Source organism: Candidatus Omnitrophota bacterium (assembly GCA_018894435.1).
Classification (GTDB): domain Bacteria; phylum Omnitrophota; class Gorgyraeia; order JAHIPI01; family JAHIPI01; genus JAHIPI01.
The window spans coordinates 24126-47359 of the sequence record JAHIPI010000024.1 but is presented as its reverse complement, the minus strand read 5'-3'; the positions used below and the strand labels follow the sequence as shown (position 1 = coordinate 47359).

The 23234-nt window shown below is 45.2% G+C and carries 20 protein-coding genes; all 20 read left to right on the top strand.

Going from position 1 to position 23234, the window contains the following annotated elements; translation table 11 throughout:
• Nucleotides 1-1980, top strand: a 1980-nt coding sequence (locus KKI13_02015; GenBank protein MBU4487826.1) for a hypothetical protein, incomplete at its 5' end; no start/stop codon positions are given.
• A 19-nt stretch (nucleotides 1981-1999) separates the two neighbouring features.
• Complete coding sequence (locus KKI13_02010) at nucleotides 2000-2932, top strand: tetratricopeptide repeat protein (protein ID MBU4487825.1); 933 nt, start codon at nucleotides 2000-2002, stop codon at nucleotides 2930-2932.
• A 134-nt stretch (nucleotides 2933-3066) separates the two neighbouring features.
• Nucleotides 3067-3507, top strand: coding sequence for a transcriptional repressor (locus KKI13_02005; protein ID MBU4487824.1), 441 nt, complete (start codon nucleotides 3067-3069; stop codon nucleotides 3505-3507).
• A 64-nt stretch (nucleotides 3508-3571) separates the two neighbouring features.
• Nucleotides 3572-4300, top strand: a complete 729-nt coding sequence (locus KKI13_02000; GenBank protein ID MBU4487823.1) for a hypothetical protein — start codon at nucleotides 3572-3574, stop codon at nucleotides 4298-4300.
• 84 nt (nucleotides 4301-4384) lie between these two features.
• On the top strand, nucleotides 4385-6145 hold the full coding sequence (locus KKI13_01995) for a ferrous iron transporter B (GenBank protein ID MBU4487822.1): 1761 nt from the start codon (nucleotides 4385-4387) through the stop codon (nucleotides 6143-6145).
• A 27-nt stretch (nucleotides 6146-6172) separates the two neighbouring features.
• Nucleotides 6173-6823, top strand: coding sequence for a metal-dependent transcriptional regulator (locus tag KKI13_01990; GenBank protein ID MBU4487821.1), 651 nt, complete (start codon nucleotides 6173-6175; stop codon nucleotides 6821-6823).
• An 87-nt stretch (nucleotides 6824-6910) separates the two neighbouring features.
• Nucleotides 6911-7291 carry an STAS domain-containing protein gene (locus KKI13_01985; GenBank protein MBU4487820.1) on the top strand — a complete coding sequence of 127 codons (381 nt, stop codon included), beginning with the start codon at nucleotides 6911-6913 and terminating at the stop codon, nucleotides 7289-7291.
• Entirely contained in the window at nucleotides 7288-8313 is a 1026-nt protein-coding gene (locus tag KKI13_01980) for a hydroxyacid dehydrogenase (protein MBU4487819.1), read from the top strand. The genes KKI13_01985 and KKI13_01980 overlap by 4 nt, the downstream gene beginning before the upstream one ends.
• Nucleotides 8314-8334: 21 nt before the next feature.
• Nucleotides 8335-9192, top strand: coding sequence for a Fe-S cluster assembly protein NifU (gene nifU / locus KKI13_01975; protein ID MBU4487818.1), 858 nt, complete (start codon nucleotides 8335-8337; stop codon nucleotides 9190-9192).
• Nucleotides 9189-10346: a cysteine desulfurase NifS gene (gene nifS, locus KKI13_01970; GenBank protein ID MBU4487817.1), complete on the top strand. Its 1158-nt coding sequence runs from the start codon at nucleotides 9189-9191 to the stop codon at nucleotides 10344-10346. Before nifU ends, nifS begins: the two co-directional genes overlap by 4 nt.
• A gap of 57 nt (nucleotides 10347-10403) precedes the next feature.
• On the top strand, nucleotides 10404-10691 hold the full coding sequence (locus tag KKI13_01965) for a metal-sensitive transcriptional regulator (GenBank protein MBU4487816.1): 288 nt from the start codon (nucleotides 10404-10406) through the stop codon (nucleotides 10689-10691).
• A 181-nt stretch (nucleotides 10692-10872) separates the two neighbouring features.
• Complete coding sequence (locus KKI13_01960) at nucleotides 10873-11085, top strand: YHS domain-containing protein (protein ID MBU4487815.1); 213 nt, start codon at nucleotides 10873-10875, stop codon at nucleotides 11083-11085.
• Nucleotides 11086-11095: 10 nt separating this feature from the next.
• Nucleotides 11096-12379: a TolC family protein gene (locus tag KKI13_01955; protein ID MBU4487814.1), complete on the top strand. Its 1284-nt coding sequence runs from the start codon at nucleotides 11096-11098 to the stop codon at nucleotides 12377-12379.
• 109 nt (nucleotides 12380-12488) lie between these two features.
• Nucleotides 12489-13865: an efflux RND transporter periplasmic adaptor subunit gene (locus tag KKI13_01950; protein ID MBU4487813.1), complete on the top strand. Its 1377-nt coding sequence runs from the start codon at nucleotides 12489-12491 to the stop codon at nucleotides 13863-13865.
• 1 nt (nucleotide 13866) lies between these two features.
• Nucleotides 13867-17088 (top strand): CusA/CzcA family heavy metal efflux RND transporter, encoded by a 3222-nt coding sequence (locus KKI13_01945; protein ID MBU4487812.1) that lies wholly within the window; start codon nucleotides 13867-13869, stop codon nucleotides 17086-17088.
• A 147-nt stretch (nucleotides 17089-17235) separates the two neighbouring features.
• The gene (locus tag KKI13_01940) at nucleotides 17236-18258 is read left to right on the top strand and encodes a mechanosensitive ion channel family protein (protein ID MBU4487811.1); all 1023 of its coding nucleotides are present in this window, start codon (nucleotides 17236-17238) and stop codon (nucleotides 18256-18258) included.
• Nucleotides 18259-19079: 821 nt separating this feature from the next.
• Nucleotides 19080-20489 (top strand): trehalose-6-phosphate synthase, encoded by a 1410-nt coding sequence (locus KKI13_01935; GenBank protein ID MBU4487810.1) that lies wholly within the window; start codon nucleotides 19080-19082, stop codon nucleotides 20487-20489.
• Between the two features lie 15 nt (nucleotides 20490-20504).
• Nucleotides 20505-21305 (top strand): trehalose-phosphatase, encoded by an 801-nt coding sequence (gene otsB, locus KKI13_01930; protein MBU4487809.1) that lies wholly within the window; start codon nucleotides 20505-20507, stop codon nucleotides 21303-21305.
• Nucleotides 21302-21973 carry a hypothetical protein gene (locus tag KKI13_01925; protein ID MBU4487808.1) on the top strand — a complete coding sequence of 224 codons (672 nt, stop codon included), beginning with the start codon at nucleotides 21302-21304 and terminating at the stop codon, nucleotides 21971-21973. Before otsB ends, KKI13_01925 begins: the two co-directional genes overlap by 4 nt.
• A gap of 1 nt (nucleotide 21974) precedes the next feature.
• Nucleotides 21975-23186, top strand: a complete 1212-nt coding sequence (locus KKI13_01920) for a glycosyltransferase (GenBank protein ID MBU4487807.1) — start codon at nucleotides 21975-21977, stop codon at nucleotides 23184-23186.
• Nucleotides 23187-23234 lie beyond the last annotated feature (48 nt).

The following is a 23234-nucleotide window of genomic DNA, read 5'->3' as shown; positions in this document are numbered from 1 at the left end:
TCGGCCGCATCTTTTTTTCTTGCAGGCGGCAGAAAAATATTGTCGTTTAAGATCCCAATGATAGCGTCCGTCATATGCATACTTTTATTTTTCGCAGACCTGTCCTTCCCGGTCTTAAACGAAGTCCCCATAGCCGAGGATCCCAATAAGGACTTGTACGGGATGTTAAGCGATCCGGATTCTAATATGGAGCTTGTGGAAAGCAAATGGAGCGCGTTCGGCCGCACTGATTTAGTGGCGTACAAAGATGACAATGCCGCGATGCATCTTTTTATAGACGGAGCGGCAGGCACGGCGATGTATAGGTTTGACGGTGATTTAAAGAAAGCCGGCAGATTGGCATCGGCGTTAACCCTGGGTTTTTCGGGCGGGCTGCCTTTTCTCCCTTTGAAAAATTACGAAAAAGACAGCTTGCTTGTTATCGGCCCTGGCGGCGGCCGGGAGATTTTGCTTGGACTGCTTGCCGGCGTAAAAGATATTACAGGCGTGGAAATCAATCCCGATTTCGTTGACATTGTTAAGGAATACAGAGACTATAACGGAGGAATATACACGGATTTTGAAAATGTAGATATAGTCGTTAACGAAGGGAGGAGTTTCGTAAGGGGTTCCGACAAAAAATATGACATCATAATGATTACGATTCCGCTCACAAAGACATCAAGGAGTTTCGAAGGATTTGCTCTGACGGAGAATTATCTATTCACTGTCGAGTCGGTCGGGGAGTATCTTGATCACTTGACGGACGAAGGCAGGATGATAGGCGTCTTTCATCATGCGCCCGAAACGCTGCGTTTTATCACGACTTTATTGACAGCGCTTAGAGAAAGAGGTATAAAGCATCAAGATGCGATGAACTGCTTTTATGTAATCGGGAAAGGCATGAATCCGGTAGTGGTGTTGAAGAAAAAACCTTTTACCTATGAGGAGATGGAAGATAACTATAAAATAAAGCAGATATTGAAAGGCGACGATGTTTACTACTCTTACATGCCGTATGAACGGCAATTGAAAGAATATGCCGATAAACAAACCGCTGCCGTGATGCCTTCAGTAGAAACCTCTCAGTCGCCGCCAATGGATCATATGGATCATGCTAAGATGGGGCATGCGCAGGCGCCTGCTACGCCGCCGATGGATCATACTAAGATGGATCACACTAAGATGGATCACACTAAGATGGGGCATGGTATGGATATGAGTTCCGACACAGCATTTTTTAATATGACCATGGCGGATTTGTTAAAAGAAAAGCCTAACTTGAATAAAATAATAGAGCGCGTGCGCACGGACATAAGTCCGGCTAAAGATGATAAACCGTTCTTCTTTAAACATCAAAAAGGGCTCACTGCCGAAGTCCTATTTCTTCTGCAGGTAGTATTGTCGGTCTGTGTATTGATAATAGTGCTGCCGGCCATATTTATGAGGATCAATATAAAGATCGTCAATTCAATTGTCTTATTTGTGCTGCTCGGCGCAGGATTTATGCTGATAGAGATCGCATTTTTTCAAAAACTTACGCTATTTCTCGGCTCACCGACAATATCGCTTGCCGTACTTTTAGGATCGCTTTTATCCGGCATGGGCGCAGGGAGCTTTTACGGCAAAAGGCTTTTTAAAGATAACATGAAGAGGATAAAAATGGCGGCTCTACTTATATTTATATCGGTAATAGCCATATCTTTTGTACACAAGTTTATACTAAACGCTTTTTTAGCGAATACCGTTATAGTCAAAAGCCTCATAGCTTCGTCTTTTTTGATTCCTTTAGGATTTCTGCTCGGAATCCCATTTCCAGCAGCCATGAATTTAATGTATGAAAATGGTTTAGGGCACTTTATCCCATGGATGTACGGCATTAACGGTGTCGCGTCGGTGCTTGGATCGGTCGGCGCGATTGCGATTTCTCTTACACACGGCTTCTCTGCCGGATTGATTATCGGGGCGCTGTGCTATTTAGCGGTCGATCTTATTTTATGAAACGAGGAGAGCAAAAACCATGAAGAAGATACTAATTTTAATTCTGATAGCATGCTCTTTTATTTCGTATTCTTTGGCTGCAGAGGAAGACATTGATGAAAAAACTCCAAAGGATGCGGTATTTTATCACAATAGAGGACTTGATTATTTAAAAAAGGGCCTCTATGACCAGGCTATAACCGATCTTAATAAAGCGATCGAACTAGACCCGGCTTTAGCTAAATCATATGCTACTCGGGGGCTAATTTATCAGCAAAAGGGTAAATATGACGAATCCATTACTGACTTTACAAAGGCAATAGAACTAAATCCGAGATACATTAATGCATACATGGGGCGAGCCAATGCCTACAGCGTAAAGCGCCTCTATGATCAGGCCATTTCCGATTACAATAAGGCAATAGAAATAGATCCACGATACGCCCGTGCTTACGATGGCAGGGGGGCAGCGTATGAAAATAAGGGTTTAGGCGATAAAGCTATAAGCGATTATACAAAGGCGCTGGAAATAGATCCGGACCATATCAGAGCATTACTGGACAGGGGGGATCTATATGCCAAGAAAAAATTATACGATCAGGCCATCGCTGATTTTAGAAAGGCCATAGAAATTAATCCAAAAAATGCAGAAGCATATGGCCGCTTGGGAATTATGCTTTGCAATACGGGTCAATACGATAGCGCCGTATCCGAATGCAGCAAAGCAATTGAGCTGGACCCGAATAGTAGTTATTATTTCTTTGAGCGGGCAGTCGCGTATTACGAAAAGAAAGAATATGGTAAAAGTTGGGATGACTACAGAAAAGCGGAAGAATTACGGCAATTGAATAATGACCCGCTTTTCAAAGAATATCAAGATTTTTTTAAAAAACTCATAAGGCATCCGCAAGAAAAGAAGACCCAAACGCCCCAACGCAAAGGGGCGGTGTGGGTTCCTCGAAAGCGCAATTGATCGAGCTCGGCAGGTTATCCACAAAAAGCTATTTAAGAACTTGAAAAAATAATCCAAACGAAATATTTTTATTGACAAAAGGTTATTTTTTGTGATATTATTGAAAGTGGTTTTCAATAATTGCGCAAAAGAGGATGGATAACAGCGTGAGAAAAGAGTTTGAGATATTAGAAAAGTTTATCAGGGAAAAGAGGCTTAGGTATACACCGCAGAGAGAGGAAGTGCTAAGGGCGTTCCTCTCGACAGAAAAACATCTCTCCGCAGATGAACTGCATAAGATACTGAGGAAGAAAAACCCTGCCATAGGTTATACTACCGTATACCGAACGATGAAGCTTCTGGAAGAGGCAGGTCTTTGTAACGAAATCGATTTCGGTGATGGTATAGCAAGGTTTGAGCATAAATATGAACATGGGCACCACGACCACCTTATCTGTACGAAATGCGGGAGTTATGTAGAAGTGATGAAACCGGAGATAGAGAAACTTCAAGACAAACTGGCCAAAGAAAATCGCTTCATACCATTGAAACACAGATTACAAATATTCGGCATATGCAGGAAGTGCAAAGGGTAATATTTTTTTAAAAAGTTATTGAAAATGATTTTCAATAACAAAGAGAGAAAAGGAGAGTAGTAATATGTGGAAGAGTAAGATTGCAGTTTCGGCGGCAGCGTTGTTATTAGTGTTAGGTATGGCGAAGGAAGCAGGTGCGGATAGAAGGGGCTATGTCTGGACGTACGAATACCAAACCATGCCTAATGGCCATGCGGAGATTGAATACTATTTGACGGAGGAGCAGAAGAATATAGAGAGGGCAAAGCCCAACACCTGGAAGCACTGGGTTGAATTGGAATACGGAATAACGGACCACTGGGATATAAGCATGTACCAGCAATTTAAGCAGTCCAATACCGCTTCATCTAATACATTTGAATATGATGGGTTTAAGATCAGGACCCGATATAGGCTCTTTGAGAAGAATAAGCTGCCGCTTGATACGCTGCTCTACCTTGAATATATAAGGAACGATAATCTGGAAAAGCATAATGTACTGGAAGGTAAAGTCATACTTGCTAAAGATATGGGGGATTTTAACTTTGCCTATAACTTTATACTAAAGCAGGAGCTAGCGTCCGGCGGCAAGACAGAGCATGAATACGCCGCAGGTATTAGTTACAGCATAATCCCGCAGTTTAAGGTCGGAGTTGAATCAAAGGGCAATTATGCCGGCAGAAAATATTACGCAGGCCCTACAGTATCATGGTCAACGAATAAATTCTGGGTATCGCTTGGAGCGGTAGCGGGGCTCAATAAAAGAAGCGATGACCTGCAGGCTAGATTAATTATAGGAATACCATTATTATAAGGGGGAGACAGAATGTAGCGGGGCATATTCGGGAAAATAAGTGCAGTTATAATCAATTTGTGGTAAAATAACTAAAATAGGCAAATCGGAGACGCAGAAGTGAATATCGTATTAGTCGGAAATCCCAATGTCGGTAAAAGTGTAATCTTCAATACGCTGACCAAAAGCTACGTCACAGTGTCGAATTATCCCGGCACGACCGTAGATATATCGAAAGGTATAGGTAAGTTCGGAGGCCAAAAATTCTCGATCGTAGATACGCCGGGCGTGAATAGCCTGACGCCGTACTCCGAGGACGAGAGAGTGACCCGCGATATACTGTCTAAAGGCGATATCGCCTGCATAATTCAAGTGGCCGACAGTAAGAATTTGCGAAGATCACTACTTCTTACTCTGGAGCTTATAAAACTCAATCTGCCCCTTGTCTTAAATCTGAATATGACTGATGAAGCGAGAGAGCGGGGCATGAAGATAGACACGAAGAAACTGTCCGAAAGATTGGGAATAGATGTGGTCGAGACCGTAGCGGTAACCGGCGAAGGCCTTCCGAAACTCAGAGCGGCTATACCGAAAGCCAGAATTCCGCACCCCCGCATAGAGGATATTTTAGAGAAAAGGCACGCCAGGAATAGAATAGCCGCCTATCTGGCGGAAGAGGTTTTGCAGGTATCAAAACCTTTGAAGAAGGATGTGGCGGAAATCATAAGCCGCCTGACTATGAGGCCCGTAACAGGCGTACCCATACTTATCCTCGTATTGGTTTTTATGTATTACTTCGTCGGAAAATTTGCCGCAGGCGCAGGCGTGGATTTTTTTGAAAATACGGTCTTCGGAAAAATAATAAACCCGTTTTTCACAAATATCATAGACAAATATGTAACTATGGGCATTGTAAAGGAGCTTCTCGTGGGCGATTACGGGATTCTTACGATGGCCCTTACTTATGCTTTCGCTATTATATTTCCCATAGTTACGGCTTTCTTCATTTTTTTCGGCGTGCTGGAGGATTCAGGATATCTGCCGCGATTATCGATACTATCCGATAGGATCTTCCGGACGATGGGTTTAAACGGCAGGGCCGTTTTGCCTATAATACTCGGACTTGGCTGCGGGACTATGGCGACATTGACAACAAGGATCCTGGATACCAAGAAAGAGCGCATATTGGTGACTTTACTGCTCGCGCTCGCTATACCCTGTTCCGCGCAGCTGGGCGTAATCATGGGCATTCTCAGCAGTTTGTCCGGCAGGGCGCTTATGATTTGGATGTCGGCGATACTTTTCGTCATAATCGCGGTCGGTTTTGTAGCTTCCAAAATAATACCCGGCGCGCGCTCGCCTTTTATCCAGGAGATCCCCCCTATCAGGCTGCCGCAGATAAGCAATATTTTATCAAAGACGCTCGCGCGGCTTAAATGGTATCTTAAGGAAGCCGTGCCTTTATTTGTGGCGGGGACACTGGTTCTTTTTGTAACGAATAAAATAGGCATCCTTAAATGGTTAGAGCACTTACTTAGCCCGCTGGTGGTAAATATGCTGAGCTTGCCCGAAAAAGCCGCAGATGCCTTCATCATCGGTTTTTTAAGGAGAGATTACGGCGCGGCAGGTTTATACATGCTTTCTAAGTCCGGCGCGCTTGATAAGATACAGGTTTTGGTCAGCCTGGTAGTTATTACTTTATTCGTACCGTGCATAGCGCAGTTTTTTGTTATGATAAAAGAGAGAGGGCTGAAGGCAGCCCTTATTATCGCGGCGTTTGTATTTGTATTTGCGTTTGCGTTCGGAGGCGTATTAAATTTTGTATTGCGCTACATGATTTTTAAATTGGGTATTTCTGTTATCTAAAATATAAAGGCGAAAGGCAGGGGCCATATGGAAAGAGAACAAAAGATAGAGGAAGCCTTAAGCATAGTGTGGGAAGAGCGGGAAAAGAAGGTAGGCGGTGATGCCGCTGTAAGGGCCCGTATTTATGAAAAGCTTAAAGAGGACATTCTTGATGACCTTGTAAAGGAAGGGTATGTTACGGTAAGCGGCACACTGGTTAAATTGACGGGCCCAGGAGAAGAGAAAGCAAAAGATATAATCAGGCGCCAACGCCTGGCCGAACGCCTGCTCACCGACGTTTTGGAGCTTGATAGACGCGAGATGGATTATTCGGCGTGCGAATTTGAGCATATACTGTCGAAAGAGGTAGAGGAAAGCATATGTACATTGCTGGGTCACCCCGTGGAATGCCCGCACGGCCTCGCCATACCGGCCGGCGATTGCTGTCAAAAGGCAAAAGATTTCCTTGAAAGCATAGCCGTTCCCCTATCGAAACTCAAGCCGGGCGAATCCGGCAAGGTCCTTTATATCCTGACCCGTAAACACCCCCAGCTTCATAAGCTGATGTCTCTGGGGATCCTTCCGGGCGTCAGGGTATTTGTGCATCAGGTCTTTCCCTCGGTTGTTATACGCGCCGAAGAGACTCAGTTGGCCCTGGAAGAGGACGTTGCTAAAGAGATCTATGTGAAGAAAAGCTAAGACTAATATAGGAGTTTTTCATTGCAAACAGCGTCTCCGCCTTATATAATGCAAAATAGGGCAGTTAAATAAAGATAGGAGAACAATATGGCGCTGGATATCAAGGTGGTTAAGAAGAAGAACTATGTGTATAACATTGAACTTGCGGGGTCACTTGACTCGGAGACGTACCAAGAGCTGGAAGACGAGATAACCGAAATAAATGATGATAATATAAGGGCCCTCGCTTTAGACATGGGAGGCGTCGACTACCTAAGCTCGGCCGGCATAAGGGTCATTATCTCTACCGAAAAAGCGCTAAAGAGAAAGCAGGCGGCCTTCGCGATAATAAACCTGCAGCCTCAGATCAAGAGAGTGCTTGACGTGATGAAAATACTGCCTATCTTCAACATATTTGACGATATGGGCGAGGCTGACAAATACATAGACGAAATAATAAAAGAAGAGATAAAAAAGACTAATACATGAAACCTGTAATGTCATTTGTAGATATTGAAGATTCGTGGGAGGGGGAGTATCTTGGCAACTCATTGCGCGAGACGGGCTCTGTCAAGACCTTCGATGAGACGGCAGATGTAGTGTTGGACAAAATCAAAGACGCCTCTATCCTTTCCCCGTTTATACATTCAATGGTAAATAAAGAGATGATAGACGCCATGCCTAATCTCAAGTTTATAACCACGCGCTCAACGGGTTTTGACCACGTAGATACTGCCTACGCGAAATCAAAGGGTATCGTGGTCTCCAATGTTCCCACATACGGGGAGAATACCGTCGCAGAACACACATTTGCTCTTATCTTATCGGTTGCGCGGAACCTCAAAAAATCCCAATTTAAAATCAGCGAGGGAGATTTTTCCATAAAGGAACTTATGGGCTTTGACCTTAAGGGTAAGACCATCGGGGTCGTCGGCACAGGCCACATCGGACTGCGAGTTATAAAAATGGCTGTAGGCTTCAGCATGAAGGTTCTCGCTTTCGACCCGACAGAGAACCAGTTTTTATCGGAAATACTCGGGTTTCGATATGTGGATTTTGAGACTCTTCTCAGGGAATCGGATATAATAACGCTCCACGCACCTTACGGCAAAAAGACGCACCATATGATAAATGAGGGGAATATGGGGTTGATAAAAAAAGGAGCCGTCCTTATTAATACAGCCCGCGGGGGGTTGGTGGACACCATTGCCCTCACTAAAGCGCTTGATGAAGGCATATTATCCGGAGCCGGCCTTGACGTCCTGGAGGGCGAGGATCTCATCCTGGAAGAGAAGCAGCTATTGAGAAAGAAAAAGGAACTATATAATCCCGAGAAGCTTCAATTGACTTTAAGAAACGCTTTTATACTACAAAGGGAAAACGTTGTCTTCACTCCTCACATCGCTTTTTATTCCAAAGAAGCGCTAAAGAGGATTTTAGATACTACCGTAGAGAATATTAAGAGTTTCTTAAAAGGATCGCCGATAAATGTCGTAAACCCGGCAAATTGAATACTTCTCGCAGGAGATACTATGTGGGATTATTCTGACAAAGTAAAAGAGTTTTTCAAAAACCCGCACAACACAGGCGTGATTGAAAATCCTGACGCCGTAGGCGAAGTAGGCAGCATAATATGCGGCGACGCGCTGCGGCTTACCCTACGCATAGAGAAATCCACCGGTATTATAAAAGACGCCAAATTCCAGACTTTCGGCTGCGCCAGCGCCATTGCTTCATCCTCGGCGCTTACAGAAATCATCAAGGGTATGACCATAGAACAGGCCTCCCGCGTTACAAATAAAGATATCGCTGACTATCTTGGGGGCCTGCCCGAAGAGAAGATGCATTGCTCTGTAATGGGTATGGAGGCGCTTGAGGCGGCGATATCCAATTACAGAGGTACGCCGGCTAAAAAAGAAATGGTGGGCGAAGAAAAAATCATCTGCAAATGTTTCAGCGTTACCGACAAGAAGATAATCCGCGCCATAAAGGAGAATAATCTCCATACGGTAGAAGAAGTAACCAATTATACTAAAGCCGGCGGCGGCTGCGGCAAATGCAAGCCGGAGATAGAAAAATTACTTAACGAATTCTGGAAGAAAGAAGGAAGTAAGGCCGTATATAAAAAAGAGCTGCCGAAGTTTAAACTTACCAATCTCCAGCGAATTGCCGCCATACAGGAAACGATAGACAGAGAGATCCGCCCCAGCCTTAAGGCCGACGGCGGAAACATAGAAGTCGTCGATATAGACCGCAACAAAGTTTATGTGAAATTATTGGGCACATGCCTGGGCTGCCCCGCGACGGGCGTTACGCTGAAAGTCCTTGTAGAATCGAAATTAAGAGAATTCGTCGATGAAAGTATAGTAGTGGAAGAGGTAAAGGAATGAAAGTAGTATACGTCGATAATAATGCGACTACCATGGTTGCGCCCGAAGTCTTCGAGGCGATGAAGCCGTTTCTTACCGAAAGATACGGAAATCCTTCAAGCATGCACACCTTCGGCGGGGCAGTACATCGCAATGTAGAAAGCGCGCGGCAGAGCGTAGCGGACCTTTTGGGGGCGAGCAGCCTTTCCGAAATAATATTTACAAGCTGCGGCACCGAAAGCGATAATGCCGCGATAATAGGCACGCTTCGGTCTTATCCGGAGAAGCGGCATATCGTCACTACAAAAGTAGAACACGCGGCCGTGTTGAATCTGTGCCAGTACCTTGAAACGGCCGGTTATCGAGTGACGTATCTCAATGTTAACACCGAAGGCATGATAGACCTGAACGAGCTCAAAGCCTCTATAGACCACGATACGGCGCTTATTTCCGTGATGTACGCCAATAATGAGACGGGCGTGATCTTTCCCATTGAAGAGATCGCCGAAATCGCGAGGCAAAGAGGAGCCGTATTTCATACAGACGCGGTTCAGGCGGCAGGAAAGATTCCTTTTCAATTGACAAAGCTTCCGGTCGATCTTTTATCCATCTCAGGGCATAAGATACATGCGCCGAAAGGCGTGGGCGCGCTTTGTGTGCGCAAAGGCACAAAATTTACTCCGTTTTTGGTAGGGGGCCATCAGGAACACGGCCGGCGCGGCGGGACAGAGAACGTAGCGTCTATTGTCGGGCTGGGTGTTGCTTGCGAATTGGCCAAAAAGAATATCGGGGAAGAGAATGCGCGCGTTAAAAAACTCCGCGATAAGTTAGAAGGCGCTATACTTAAAACAGTATCCAATTCAAAAATAAACGGCCATAGGGAGTATAGGCTTCCCAATACTTGCAATATCTCATTTGAGTTTATTGAGGGAGAAGCGATACTCCTCAAGCTTGACGAAAAAGGAATTGCGGCTTCAAGCGGTTCTGCGTGCACTTCTGGTTCATTAACGCCATCGCATGTCCTGCGGGCTATGGGTATCCCTTTTACTTTTATCCAGGGTTCCATACGTTTCAGTTTAAGCAGATATAACACCGAGAAGGAAATAGATTATATAATAGACGAGCTCCCGTCTGTGATAAAAGGCCTGAGGGAAATATCCCCTTATGGTAAGTGAAATTATGCTTGACATGGGGTAGGGGGGTATGGTATACTTGGGTCAAGAGGTGGCGAAGTGAAACAGGTTACTACCCATGAGGAGCAATTAGAATTTTTAAAAAAGATTGAAGGCCAAGTCCGTGGCCTTCAAAAGATGATCGAAGAAAAGAGGTACTGCATCGATATTGTTACCCAGATTCATTCGGTTATCGGCGCATTATACCGCATAGAAGATAGTATATTCAAGAAGCACTTGGATAGCTGCGTTGTAAACGCCTTAAAGGGGAAATCCGCGGGAGAGAAGCAGAAAAAAATAAATGAGATTATGGAGTTAATATCAAGGTTCAGAAAAACAAGAGGTTAAAATAGAAATATAGGAAAACTATATGGAGGGTGTATAATGTTATGTAATAGTAGAGGAGGACGAGATGAAGAAAAAGCTGTTGATAGCATTGTTGGTTGGGGTAGCAATATTCGGATTTAAAAATGCATCTTATGCTGCGATGTGCGGCACGGAAGAGAGCGGCAATGTTCATGCCGGCCATATGGATCCCGGCCATAGCAAGACTCAGGAAACAAAACTGGTCGATGTCGGCAATACAATATGTCCGGTTACAGGCGAGAAGATAGACGAAAAAACAAAAGCCACCTATGCCTATGAGGGTAAAATATATAATTTCTGCTGCCCTATGTGCATAGATGACTTCAAAAAAGACCCGCAGAAATATATAGATATAATAAACAAAGAGAAAGAATAAACATATCGCGATGAAGAAAAAACACGGCGTGCAATTATCCTTATGTGTTCTTCTTTTTTCAATGCTTGCTTGCGTCAATGTCTTAATTTCCTATGCCGAAGAACCACCCCTCTCATTAAGAGCGGCCATAGATGAAGCGCTTAGAGCCAATCCCGAGATTTTAGCCGCTAAGAAAAACTACGAAGCAGCGAAAACAAAAGTATCCCAGGAACTTATGCCCGATGATCCTACCGCAGAATTTATCTATGACAAAATGCGCGCAGGTGTTCCGGGAGTAGCCGGAAAAGGGATGAAGAGCTGGGCGATTTCCCAAAAAATGCCGTTTCCTACAAAGCTTTTACTCCGTTCGCAGATCGCATCCAAAGACGCTAAGATCTCGTATGAAAATTACCGCGAGAAAGAGCGCGGCATAATAGCGCGGGTAAAATCGGCATATTTTGAAATCTGGTATCTGGAAAAAGCCGAGGGTGTGACCGATGAGAACAAAGCCATCCTGGAACAGTTTGCGCGAAGCGCGGCGGCGCGCTATTCGGTTAATAAGGGAAGCCAGCAGGATGTTTTAAAAGCGGATGTGGAAATAGCTAAGGTAGACAATTCACTGATTTTGTTGGATCAGAAACTTCAGATTGCCAAAGCAAAATTGAACATACTTTTAAATAAAGATCCGGATGAGGGATTACGCATTGAGGACGTTTTGGAAAGAAAAGATGTAGCGGAATCCATTAGCGAACTATTTGCGGCGGCCAAGGAATACCGGCCGAAACTTCGCGCGTTTCAATATGCCGTGGAAAGGGGCAAAACTGCCTATATGCTTGCGTGGAATGAATTTTTACCCGATCTCTCCGGCAAATTTGAGCAAATGATAGCCAGTGACGCAAGCGGCAGATGGAAAGGCATGCTGGGCGTCAGCATCCCCATATGGTTCATGGAGAAACAGGTGCCGGGAGTCAGAGAAAAACAATCAGAACTCGATATGATACGCGCGGATTACAATACGATGGAAAATATGGCGCTTTTTGAAGTAAAATACGCTTATGCCGAGGCGGAATCATACAAAAAGCTGGTAGAAACATTTGAGACGTCCTTTATCCCGCAGGCAGAGCAGGCGCTTAAAGCCTCTCTTACGGGCTATGAAGCGGGGCAGGTGGACTTTTTGAATCTTCTGGACAGCCAGAGAATGTTTTTGGATATAAAACTGGATTACTATAAGACAATTTTTGAACTGGAAACAGCAAAGGCGGACCTGGAAGAGGCAGTAGGTACGGATTTGTGGAGCCCTGCAGATATTTTTTAGGGCGACATCCGCCGAAGCCAAACACAATACTTGTCCGACGAAGCCACGCGCGAAAGCAATGTGGCGTAGGCGGAAGTATTCGGCGAAGGCGGATAGGGGAGGGTATTTTATGCGGAAAATCATCGTTTTAATTATGGTGCTTCTATTTGCTGCGTCAGGTTGCGCGAAAAAAACTGGGCAGGAACAGGTTGCCAAAGAAGTACCGCTAAGGACCGAAACACCGCAAACGACAGAAGCGTATTATGGCTGTGGAGTAAGGGAAGAAGGCCATTGCCCGCATTGCGACGAGGGGAAACCGGATACGCAATGTATTTGCGGCGGCCACTCTTTTATTATGAAGACGGATAAGCCAATGAATTGCCCGGTCTGCAAAAAGCCACTTAAGAAGATAGAACCGCAAGACACGGCAAAGACAACGCCCCTGGCCAAAAAGACACAAAAAACAGTCCAGCGGAAAATCTTATATTACCGCAACCCGATGAATCCCGCTATTACATCGGAAGTTCCCATGAAAGATTCTATGGGCATGGATTTTATCCCTGTATATGAAGAGGCGGATGATCAGCCGGTGGGCGGAGAAGTCCTTTCAAGAGTTAAGCTTAGCCCCGAACAGATAGAATTAGCCGGCGTTAAGACTGAGGAAATAATAAAACGCCACCTTTCCAAGCTTATACGCACTGTGGGCAAAGTGGCATTTGATCCGGAGTTAGCCGTATCACAAGAAGAATTCCTTACCGCCCTTGAGACGCGCGAGAAGGTGAAAAATAGTTCTGACCAGGGCGTCATAAAAAGGGCCGACGACCTTGTTGAAAAATCGAAATTCAGATTGAGGCTTCTCGGAATGGGCGATGACGAGATAAGAGCGTTGGAGGAAGAGGGAATAGCCCAGATGAATTTAGTATTGCCGGAGGAAAAGGCGTGGGTATACGCGGATATCTATGAATATGAACTGGGATGGATAAAAGTAGGGCAGGGCGTTTTAATAACTACTACGGCTTATCCGGGCGAAAGATTTGACGGCGTGATAAAGTCAATAAGTCCCGTAATCAATCCGATGACCCGCTCCGCGAAGATAAGGATAGAAGCCGATAATAAAGATAGGAAGCTGCAGCCGGAGATGTATGCCGATGTAATTATAGAAAGCATGTATGTGAATACTGATGGTTCGCACATGACTTTAGCCATTCCTAAAGACGCGGTTTTGGATACGGGCGCGCGGAAGATAGTTTACGTGGATATCGGGGGAGGCGCTTTTATAGGCAAAAAAGTAAAACTCGGCCCTGAGGCAAGCGCTGAAGTCGACGACCAGGAACAGAAGTTTTATCCCGTCTTAAGCGGTCTAAAAGAAGGCGACAAAGTCGTAACCAAATCAAATTTCTTGATAGATTCGCAAAGCCAGTTAAGCGGAGGAATAAGCGGCGCTTACGGTGGCGCGCTGACTACAGAAGAAGAAAAAACACCCCCCGCACCGACATTGAGAAAGTAATATGATAGACAAAATAATAGAGACATGTCTAAAGAACCGTTTTTTAGTAATTTCGGCATTCGCTCTCATAATCATATGGGGCATCTTTTCGATACAAAATACGCCAATTGACGCGATCCCTGACATCGGTGAACTGCAGGTCATCGTTTTCGCCGATTGGCCGGGGAGAAGCCCTAAAGATGTCGAAGACCAGGTGGTCTACCCTCTTACCACCCGCCTTTTGGGCACACCGGGCGTAAAAGTTATACGCTCCTCATCGGGTTTCGGCATCGGCATGGTCTATCTCATTTTCAAAGAGGATGTCGATTACTATTGGGCGAGAACCCGCGTTCTGGAAAGGCTTAATTTTGCTACCGCCGGTTTGCCCGAAGGGGCAATGGTCTCTTTAGGCCCAGATGCCACGGCCATAGGGCAGATCTTTTGGTATACCGTAGAAAACGGTTACTATTGTCCCGACCATCCCCAGGAATCTTACGATAAGCCGGGTTTATGTCCTATAGATAAAAATCCGCTTATTGCCTCCCAATACGATTTATCCCAGCTGCGTTCCCTGCAGGACTGGTATGTGCGGTATCAATTAAATGCTGTTCCGGGTGTTTCGGAAGTAGGCTCCGTTGGCGGTTATGTCAAGCAGTACCAGGTAGACGTCGATCCCAATAAATTGCTTTCGTATAACATAAGATTAATGGATGTGCTGACAGCGGTCAAGCGCTCCAATATAGACGTAGGGGCCAAGGTCTTTGAGGAGGGGCAGGTAGAATATATAGTTCGCGGCGTCGGTTTCATTAAAAACGTTACGGACATTGAAAATATAGTCATATCAAGCCACGCGGGTACGCCCGTTTATATAAAAAATATCGGCGCTGTTACTTTGGGGCCGGAATTCAGAAGAGGGGCATTGGATAAAGAAGGCGTAGAGGTTACCGGCGGCGTTGTCCTGATGCGCTACGGAGAGAATCCGTTAAAAGTGATTAATGATATAAAAAAGAAGATCGTAGAATTAAAAGTGGGATTGCCGCCCGGAGTCAGAATCGTGCCTTTCTATGACCGCACCGGCCTTATTAAAAGGTGCATCAGCACATTAACCAGCGCGTTAATTCAGGAAATAATTATTACCATATTTGTCATTGCGGTATTCCTGCTCCATTTCTGGGGCAGTATCATCATATCCATTGTGCTTCCGATAGGGGTCTTAATAGCTTTTATATTAATGCGGCAGATAGGGGTCGATGCCAATATCATGTCTTTGGGCGGCATAGCAATCGCCATCGGCGTTATGGTTGATTCCGGCTGCGTCTTGGTAGAGAATATGTACCGCAAAATCGCCGAACGCCGCAACGAAAGAGGCCTGCCTCAACTGCCCGCTGAGGAACGCCTTGAAGTGTGCATTAAATCTGCCCAGGAAGTAGGCAGGCCCGTCTTGTTTGCCCTACTTACGACAATAGTCGGCTTTATCCCGGTTTTTGTATTGACAGGCCAGGCGGGAAAATTATTCAGGCCGCTTGCGTTCACAAAGACGTTTGCCATGTTCGGCGCCGCGCTTATCGCATTAACTTTGCTGCCGACGTTGTCATATTATTTATTAAGGGGAAAACTGAGATTAGCCGAAGATAACGCTACTTCCAGATTTCTTTTTAAGATATACAAACCTGCTATAAAGTGGGCATTAGACCGCAAAAAGACCGTTGTGTTAATTGCTCTTGCGGTATTACTTATAGGCGGCATATTGGCCGTCTCGATGAAACAGGAATTTATGCCTCCGCTCAATGAAGGGGACCTGCTCTTCATGCCCATTCTATTACCCGGAGCATCTTTGACGCAGGTACAGGAAGTCTTAAAAACGCAGGATATGATAATAAAGGAGAAATTTCCCAATGAGGTTGAATGGGTTGTAGGAAAATTAGGCCGCGCAGAAACTGCAACCGATCCGGCGCCCATAATAATGCTCGAGACGATTATTCATTTGAAACCGCAAAAGATGTGGCGGAGGGGAATGACAAGAGAGAAGTTGATACGGGAAATTCAGGAAAAGACAGAGATACCCGGCGTAAGCCCCATAATGACACAGCCCATCAGAAACCGCATCGATATGCTGGCGACGGGAATTCAGACGCCGGTAGGCATCAAAGTTTTTGGATCGGATTTGAAAAAGATAGAAGAGATAGCCATAGAATTGGAAAAAATAGTAAGCAAAGTTAAAGGCGCGGTTTCGCCTTTTGCCGAACGTTTCGGCAGTCTGCCTTATTTTGAAATTGAGATAGACAGAGCAAAGGCCGCCCGCTACGGATTAAGGATAGATGACATTCAGGATATTATTATGACCGCTATCGGCGGAGAAAACCTTACTACGACGGTAGAAGGAAGAGAGCGCTATCCCGTCAGAGTAAGATATATGCGTGAGTTAAGGGATCGGCCCGAGGCTCTGGAAAGAATATTTGTTTCGAGTATGATGGGCGAGCAGGTGCCTTTGAGCCAGGTAGCAAAATTGGTGAAGGTTACGGGGCCGTCTATGATTCAATCGGAAAATACTCTGCCGTATGCGCGCATATTCATAAATGTTAACCAGGACGTCGTAGGGCTGGTGGATTTTGTAAAATCCGCGCAGAAAGTCGTGAACGAGGCGATAAAAAGCGGGAAGATCGATCTTCCGCCGGGATATTATATCGGCTGGTCAGGCCAGTTTGAGTCGGAAATGGAATCGCGTAAAAAACTGATCCCATCCTTAGCTATATGTTTAGCCATTATATTGTTGCTTCTCTATGTAGCGTTCAACAATTCCTTTACTTCCCTAGCTGTAGTCAGCACCGGCATTCCAGTATCGCTCATGGGTGGTATTATACTTTTATTCATTTTAGGCTTCAAATTCTCAACCGCCGTATGGGTGGGCTTTATTGCTTTATTTGGCGTAGCGACGGATAATGCGGTGGTATTGGTTTCATGCTTGGATGATTTATTCAAGAACAAGATGCCAAAAACAGTGGCTGAAATACGAGCTACCGTGATAGAGGGCGGGTTATTGAGAGTGCGGCCTGCAATGATGACTACCACGACGACTATCATTGCTCTTCTCCCGGTCATGCTGTCTACCGGCACCGGCTCCGAAATCATGAAACCGATGGCCGCTCCTACCGTGGGAGGCCTTGTTACGGCGACATTATCCAATCTTATTTTGGTCCCTGTTTTATATTGCTGGATTAAGGAAAGAAAGTTTGCTAATGGCTGAAGACAACTACAAAATGCCAAATAGAGACGTCCCCGTTTGCCCTTGTATTTTACCCGCCCAAGTGATATAGTATTATATTACCAAAATTATAGAAAAGGGGAGACCATGGACCAAATCTCAGGATTTTCATTACAAGAGCACCTTAATATGCTTATGCCGTTAGGCATATTTTTACTCACCTTATTCTTAGGGCTTATCGTAAGGAAGATCATTTTTGTGCGGCTTGCCCACTGGGCTAAAAAGACCATAACGCCTATTGATGATATCATTGTTGAGGCGCTAAGGGGGCCGTCTATAATATGGTCCCTCATGCTTGGTTTGTATTTTGCGCTGCAAACTACAGCTATTCCCGCAGGCGTGGTACGCATTATAGATAGATCATTACTGATTCTTGCTATATTTTCCGTCACCTTTGTTTTGGCCAGCATGGCCAGCAATTTAATAAACGCGTATTCCCGTAAACTCGAATCAACCCTGCCGGTTACCTCGCTTACGCAGCATATAAGCAGCATAATCATATTTGCCATCGGTATTTTAATAATTTTAAACGCGCTTGGCATATCCATAACCCCGATTCTCGCCACCCTTGGCATAGGCGGCCTGGCGGTTGCGCTGGCTTTACAGGACACGCTTTCCAATCTTTTCGCCGGCTTCCATATAATATTGACACGCCAGATCAGGGTCGGCGATTACCTGAAGCTTGACTCCGGAGAAGAGGGATACGTTACAGATATCAACTGGCGCACAACCAAGATCAGGATGCTGCCTAACAATATAGTCCTTGTGCCGAACGAGAAACTGAGCAAATCCATAGTTACCAATTTTTGTCTGCCCGAAAAAGATATGGCGGTGCTGGTCAATCTGGGTGTCCATTACGACAGCGACCTCAAAAAAGTGGAGAAGGTCACCTGTAAAGTGGCCAAAGAGGTTATGAAAGAAGTTAAGGGCGGCGTTCCGGAATTTGACCCGTTTATCCGCTATCACACCTTTGACGATTTCAGTATAAATTTCACCGTTATCTTAAGGGCCAAGGAATTCGTGGACCAGTATCTGGTCAAGCACGAATTTGTAAAAAGGCTTCATGAGGAGTATGCTAAAGAATCCATAAATATCCCTTACCCGATCAGAGCCATAAACTACGGACAGGAGAAAGAGGGAAGTAAGCCATGAAAAGAATACTTCTATTTCTTCTGCCTATTCTAATCATTGTGACCGTAGGATTTACGATATTCGGTATTATGCAGGTCAAATTTGAGGACGAAAAGCAGATGGACGACCTGAGGAGGAAGGCCAAGGCCGTCGGCGAGAGTATAGAAGTATCCGCAAAATACACTCTTATGAATAACGATTTAAGGTCCGCTAACCGGCTGGTAGAGAGTTTTCAAAAAAGGGAACGGCTCCAGGGCTGTGCTATTTACGATCAAGACGGCCAGACCCTCGCAATTACCGAGCGCATTGCCGACTGGCGGGAAAAAGATAAGGCGTACATAAAAGAGGCGTTGGCCGATAAAAAGAGCCGCGGCACATTGATGAGGTATAAGGAGTATTCCGTTTACAGTTACATAATTCCTGTTACAGGCGACGACGGCAATCCGCTGGGTTTGGTAGAGGTGATTTATGATACCTCTTATTTGTTCACTGTACTGACCCAGTTGTGGAGGAGTATAAGCATCACGCTGATAGTTTTATTATCTCTTGTGACCGCGATCGTTTTGTTAATACAATGGCAGATGTTCGTACTGCCCATGCGCCGCCTTACGCAGTGGTTTAAGCATTTTCAAAAGGGCGAGATAGATAAATTGAAACCCTTCGAAGAGAAGGGCGAGTTCGGCAAATTAATAAGCGAGGTGGAACAGGTCGCATTGAGCCTGCGGGTGGCAAGAAAAGTAGTGACCGATGAGGCGCATGAACGCGTGCAGAAAGATGAAAGCTGGACGGAAAACAAACTGCGCGACCTTATCCACGCAAAACTGGGCGATAACGCGCTTTTTGTGGTGTCAAACCGCGAGCCGTATATGAATGTTATAGACAGTATAACAGGCGCTGCCAAGTGCATACGCCCCGCAAGCGGCGTAGTCACCGCGATAGACCCCATATTGTGCGCCTGCGGCGGTACGTGGATAGCCCACGGCAGCGGCACAGAAGACAAAAAATTTGTTAATTCAAAAAATAAACTGGGCGTTCCCCCTAAAGACAACCGCTATATATTGAAGAGAGTATTTCTTACAAAGAAAGAGGAAGAAGGTTATTACTACGGTTTTTCCAATGAAGGTTTGTGGCCGCTCTGCCATGTTACGCACACAAGGCCTATTTTCCGCGAAACCGATTGGCAGATGTATAAGAAAGTAAATCTTAAGTTTGCCGAAAGCGTGCTTGAGGAGCTGCCGGCCAATAATCCCTTTGTGTTTATACAGGATTACCACTTTACTCTGCTTCCCGCGATGATAAAGGAGAAGCGCCCCGACGCTACTGTAGCGCTTTTCTGGCATATTCCCTGGCCGAATCCCGAGGTCTTCGCCATCTGTCCTTATCAGCAGGAAATATTGGACGGTATGCTGGCCTGCGACTTAATAGGCTTTCACGTTCAGTTTCAATGCAACAATTTTATAGATACCGCAAACAGGCTTATCGAGTGCCGCGTAGATACGGAAAAATTCAGTATCGTAAGGGGCAATAAAGAGACATTTGTAAGGGCTTTTCCCATAAGCGTGGACGGGTATATGTCGGGCAACATTCCAAAGGTAAGCGAGGAAGAAGTAAAAAAAATAAAGCAAGAACTCGAGCTCAAAGATAAATTTATAGCCGTGGCTGTAGACAGGATAGATTATACCAAGGGCATAATAGAGCGCATACTCGCTATTGACAGATTCCTGGAAAAGTACCCCGAATATATAAATAAATTTGTATTCATCCAGTTGGCCGCGCCGAGCCGCACGCATATAAAGCGCTATCATGAATTGATGGGAGAGATAGATGATCTGATAGAAAAAAAGAATTGGAAATATTCCGACGGAAATTGGAAGCCGATAATATATCTGAAAAGGCATTTTTCGCCCGAAGAGATCAGGCCCTACTACGTACTTGGCGACATGTGCATAGTAAGCTCTCTGCACGACGGGATGAATCTGGTATCTAAGGAGTATGTTACGTCCAGGTCCGATTCGAGCGGGGTCTTGCTTTTAAGCCGGTTTACGGGAGCCGCCAGGGAATTGACCGACGCAGTCCCGATCAACCCCTATTCTATAGAGGAATTCGCAGACGCCATAAAATTCGGGATTGAGCTGCCCGACGAAGAGAAGAAAAAGCGCATGGAGAATATGCGCAGTTTAATAGCCGAAAACAATGTCTACCGCTGGGCGGGCAGTATCATCACAGAACTCACTTCGCTGAAGAAGAGCTAAAGTACGAATAAATTTATGCATTATCTTTTTGATAGATGGAACGAGCTAAAGAAAGATTTAAAAACAAAATCGCTCTTTATTTTTTTGGACTATGACGGTACACTTACGCCGATTAAAAAGACACCCCGGGAAGCAAAAATATCGGCCGAAGCGAAGAAGGTATTGAAGCGGCTTGCCAAAAAAGGCCGCAGCAAAATCGCGATAATAAGCGGCCGCTCGCTTGGGGACATAAAAAAGATCATTGGCATCCGCGATATTTTATATGTGGGGAACCATGGCCTGGAGATAGAAGGCCCGAAAATAAGATTCAGATGCCCGGTTCCAGACGCGTATATGGGCACTCTCAGGAAGATAAAGAGGGAATTGGCAGCCGGTCTTTCAAAAATAGAAGGCGTTATAATAGAAGACAAAGGCCTTACTTTATCCGTACATTTTAGGCAGGTTAAGAAGAAAGACGAACTTCCGGTAAATACGATATTTCACAATAGCGTTCGGCCATATATTGAAAAAAGAGCTGTACGCGTGACTTCCGGCAAGAAAGTCTTTGAGGTAAGGCCGCCGCTTCGGTGGGATAAAGGCAAGGCGGTTATGTGGCTTTTGGCCCGGAGCCATTACAATGTAGAAGGCGCCGTAATGCCTGTCTATGTAGGTGACGATGTTACCGACGAAGACGCCTTTAAGGCGCTTAGAAAACGGGGCATCACTGTCTTTGTAGGTAATAACTTGCTCTCAAAGGCAAAATATTATCTTGATGATAGCCGAGAAGTCATAAAATTCCTTAAAATGATAGCCTCGCTAGAGGATAAGAAAATATGAAAAAGCCCGTAAAGGCGAAGGAACCTTTTAAATTCTATACGCGGCTTCATCTGTCGGAGTTGACAGGCTTGAAGGCCGAGACACTGGAGGAGCTTCTGGACTTGATCAAGACTGTTCCCGGTTCTTCAATTTATCACCATACCCATAGGTTCTTACAACAGCACCAGTACCTTTCGCCCGAGCCGCCGAATGACTTTGCGTATTGGGTGACCAGCGTTCTCGTGGAAGATGAATTGGGCGAGAAGCTAGCAAGCATAGATACTATTCAATACTCGACCATACACGCCCTCAGGGAGAAGATAGCCAGAACAATAGAGAGTTATCTGAAAGATAACCCCCGGGCTAAGGCAAGATTTGCCGACAGTGACAACGAATTTCATTTTATTAAATCCATAAGTTTTATAATTTCGACCAAGTATGTTGCAACTAACCTAAGAGAATTTGTGGCGATATTGAAAAAAGTCACTATTGATTCCATATATTTCCATATCTTTGAGGCGCGCTTGCGGCTTGAAAAGAAGACAAACGACTTTTCATACTGGATCGATACCTCTCTCGGCGACAAAGAGCTTGCCGACAAGATAGCCAAAATGGACCCCTATACGTATACTTTGGAAGACCTGAGAAAAAATGTAATAAAAATGGTAAAAAAGAGAATAGCGGATTAATATGGCAAAGATAGAAGAGTATATTCCTATAGTAGGTCAATCAGTCATAGATGATCTAGAGCTTTTAAGCGAAAGGCTGAAAGGAAAGGTCATCCAGCACGTAAACTCCACCTCCGTGGGAGGGGGAGTGGCGGAGATACTTAACCGCATGGTGCCGCTTTTAAGGGATCTGGGTGTGGATGCAAGGTGGGACCTTATAAAGGGCGGCGAACAATTTTTCGAAGTGACTAAAAAATTCCACAATGCCCTGCACGGGAGAAATGAAGGGCTCACTCAGCACGATTTCGACATCTTTATGGAGACGAGCCGAATGAATATAGAAGAAGTCAATATATACGGCGATATTGTCTTTATTCACGACCCTCAGCCGATAGCGCTTGTCGAAAAGAAAGCCGATAATAAATGGATATGGCGCTGTCATATCGACGTATCCGACCCCGATCAAAAGGTGTGGGGATTTCTTTTGGATTTCATACTCAAATACGACTCCGCTGTCTTTTCCGCGCCGAGCTTTTCGCGTGAGCTGGCTATCCGCCAGTTTCTGATAGCGCCTTCTATAGATCCTTTGAGCGACAAAAATAAAGAATTGCCTCAGGATGTAATAGACGGCGTATTGGCGAAATATAATATCACGACCGATAAACCAATTGTGACGCAGATATCCCGTTTTGACAGGTTGAAAGACCCTGTAGGTGTTATTGAGGCCTACCAGAACGTAAAGCGGCACATAGATTGCCAGCTAATTTTGGCGGGCGGAACCGCGGCAGATGATCCGGAGGCCATACAAGTCCTTGAGGAAGTAAGAGAAAAGGCCGGAGGGGACAAAGATATACACATCCTGCTTTTGCCGCAAAATGATGTAGAGATAAATGCTCTCCAGAGAGCGTCAACTGTCATTGTCCAGAAGTCGCTAAAAGAGGGCTTTGGCTTGACTGTTTCCGAGGCACTATGGAAGGGGAAGCCGGTAGTTGCCTCGAACGTAGGAGGTATTCCCCTGCAGATAAAACACAAATATTCGGGACTCTTGTGTCATTCCGTAGAGGGCGCGGCTTTTGGAATAAAACAGCTTTTACACAGCCCGGGATATGCCAAAAAATTAGGCGAGAACGGCCGCGAACATATAAGGAACAATTTTCTTCTTACGCGCCATCTCAGGGACTATATGCTGGTATTTTTGTCTTTGTATCATCCGGAAGACGTCGTATATTTATAAACGAGAAAGGCTCCTATGAGGCCGAGCGGCTGGATTTTTATTATATTT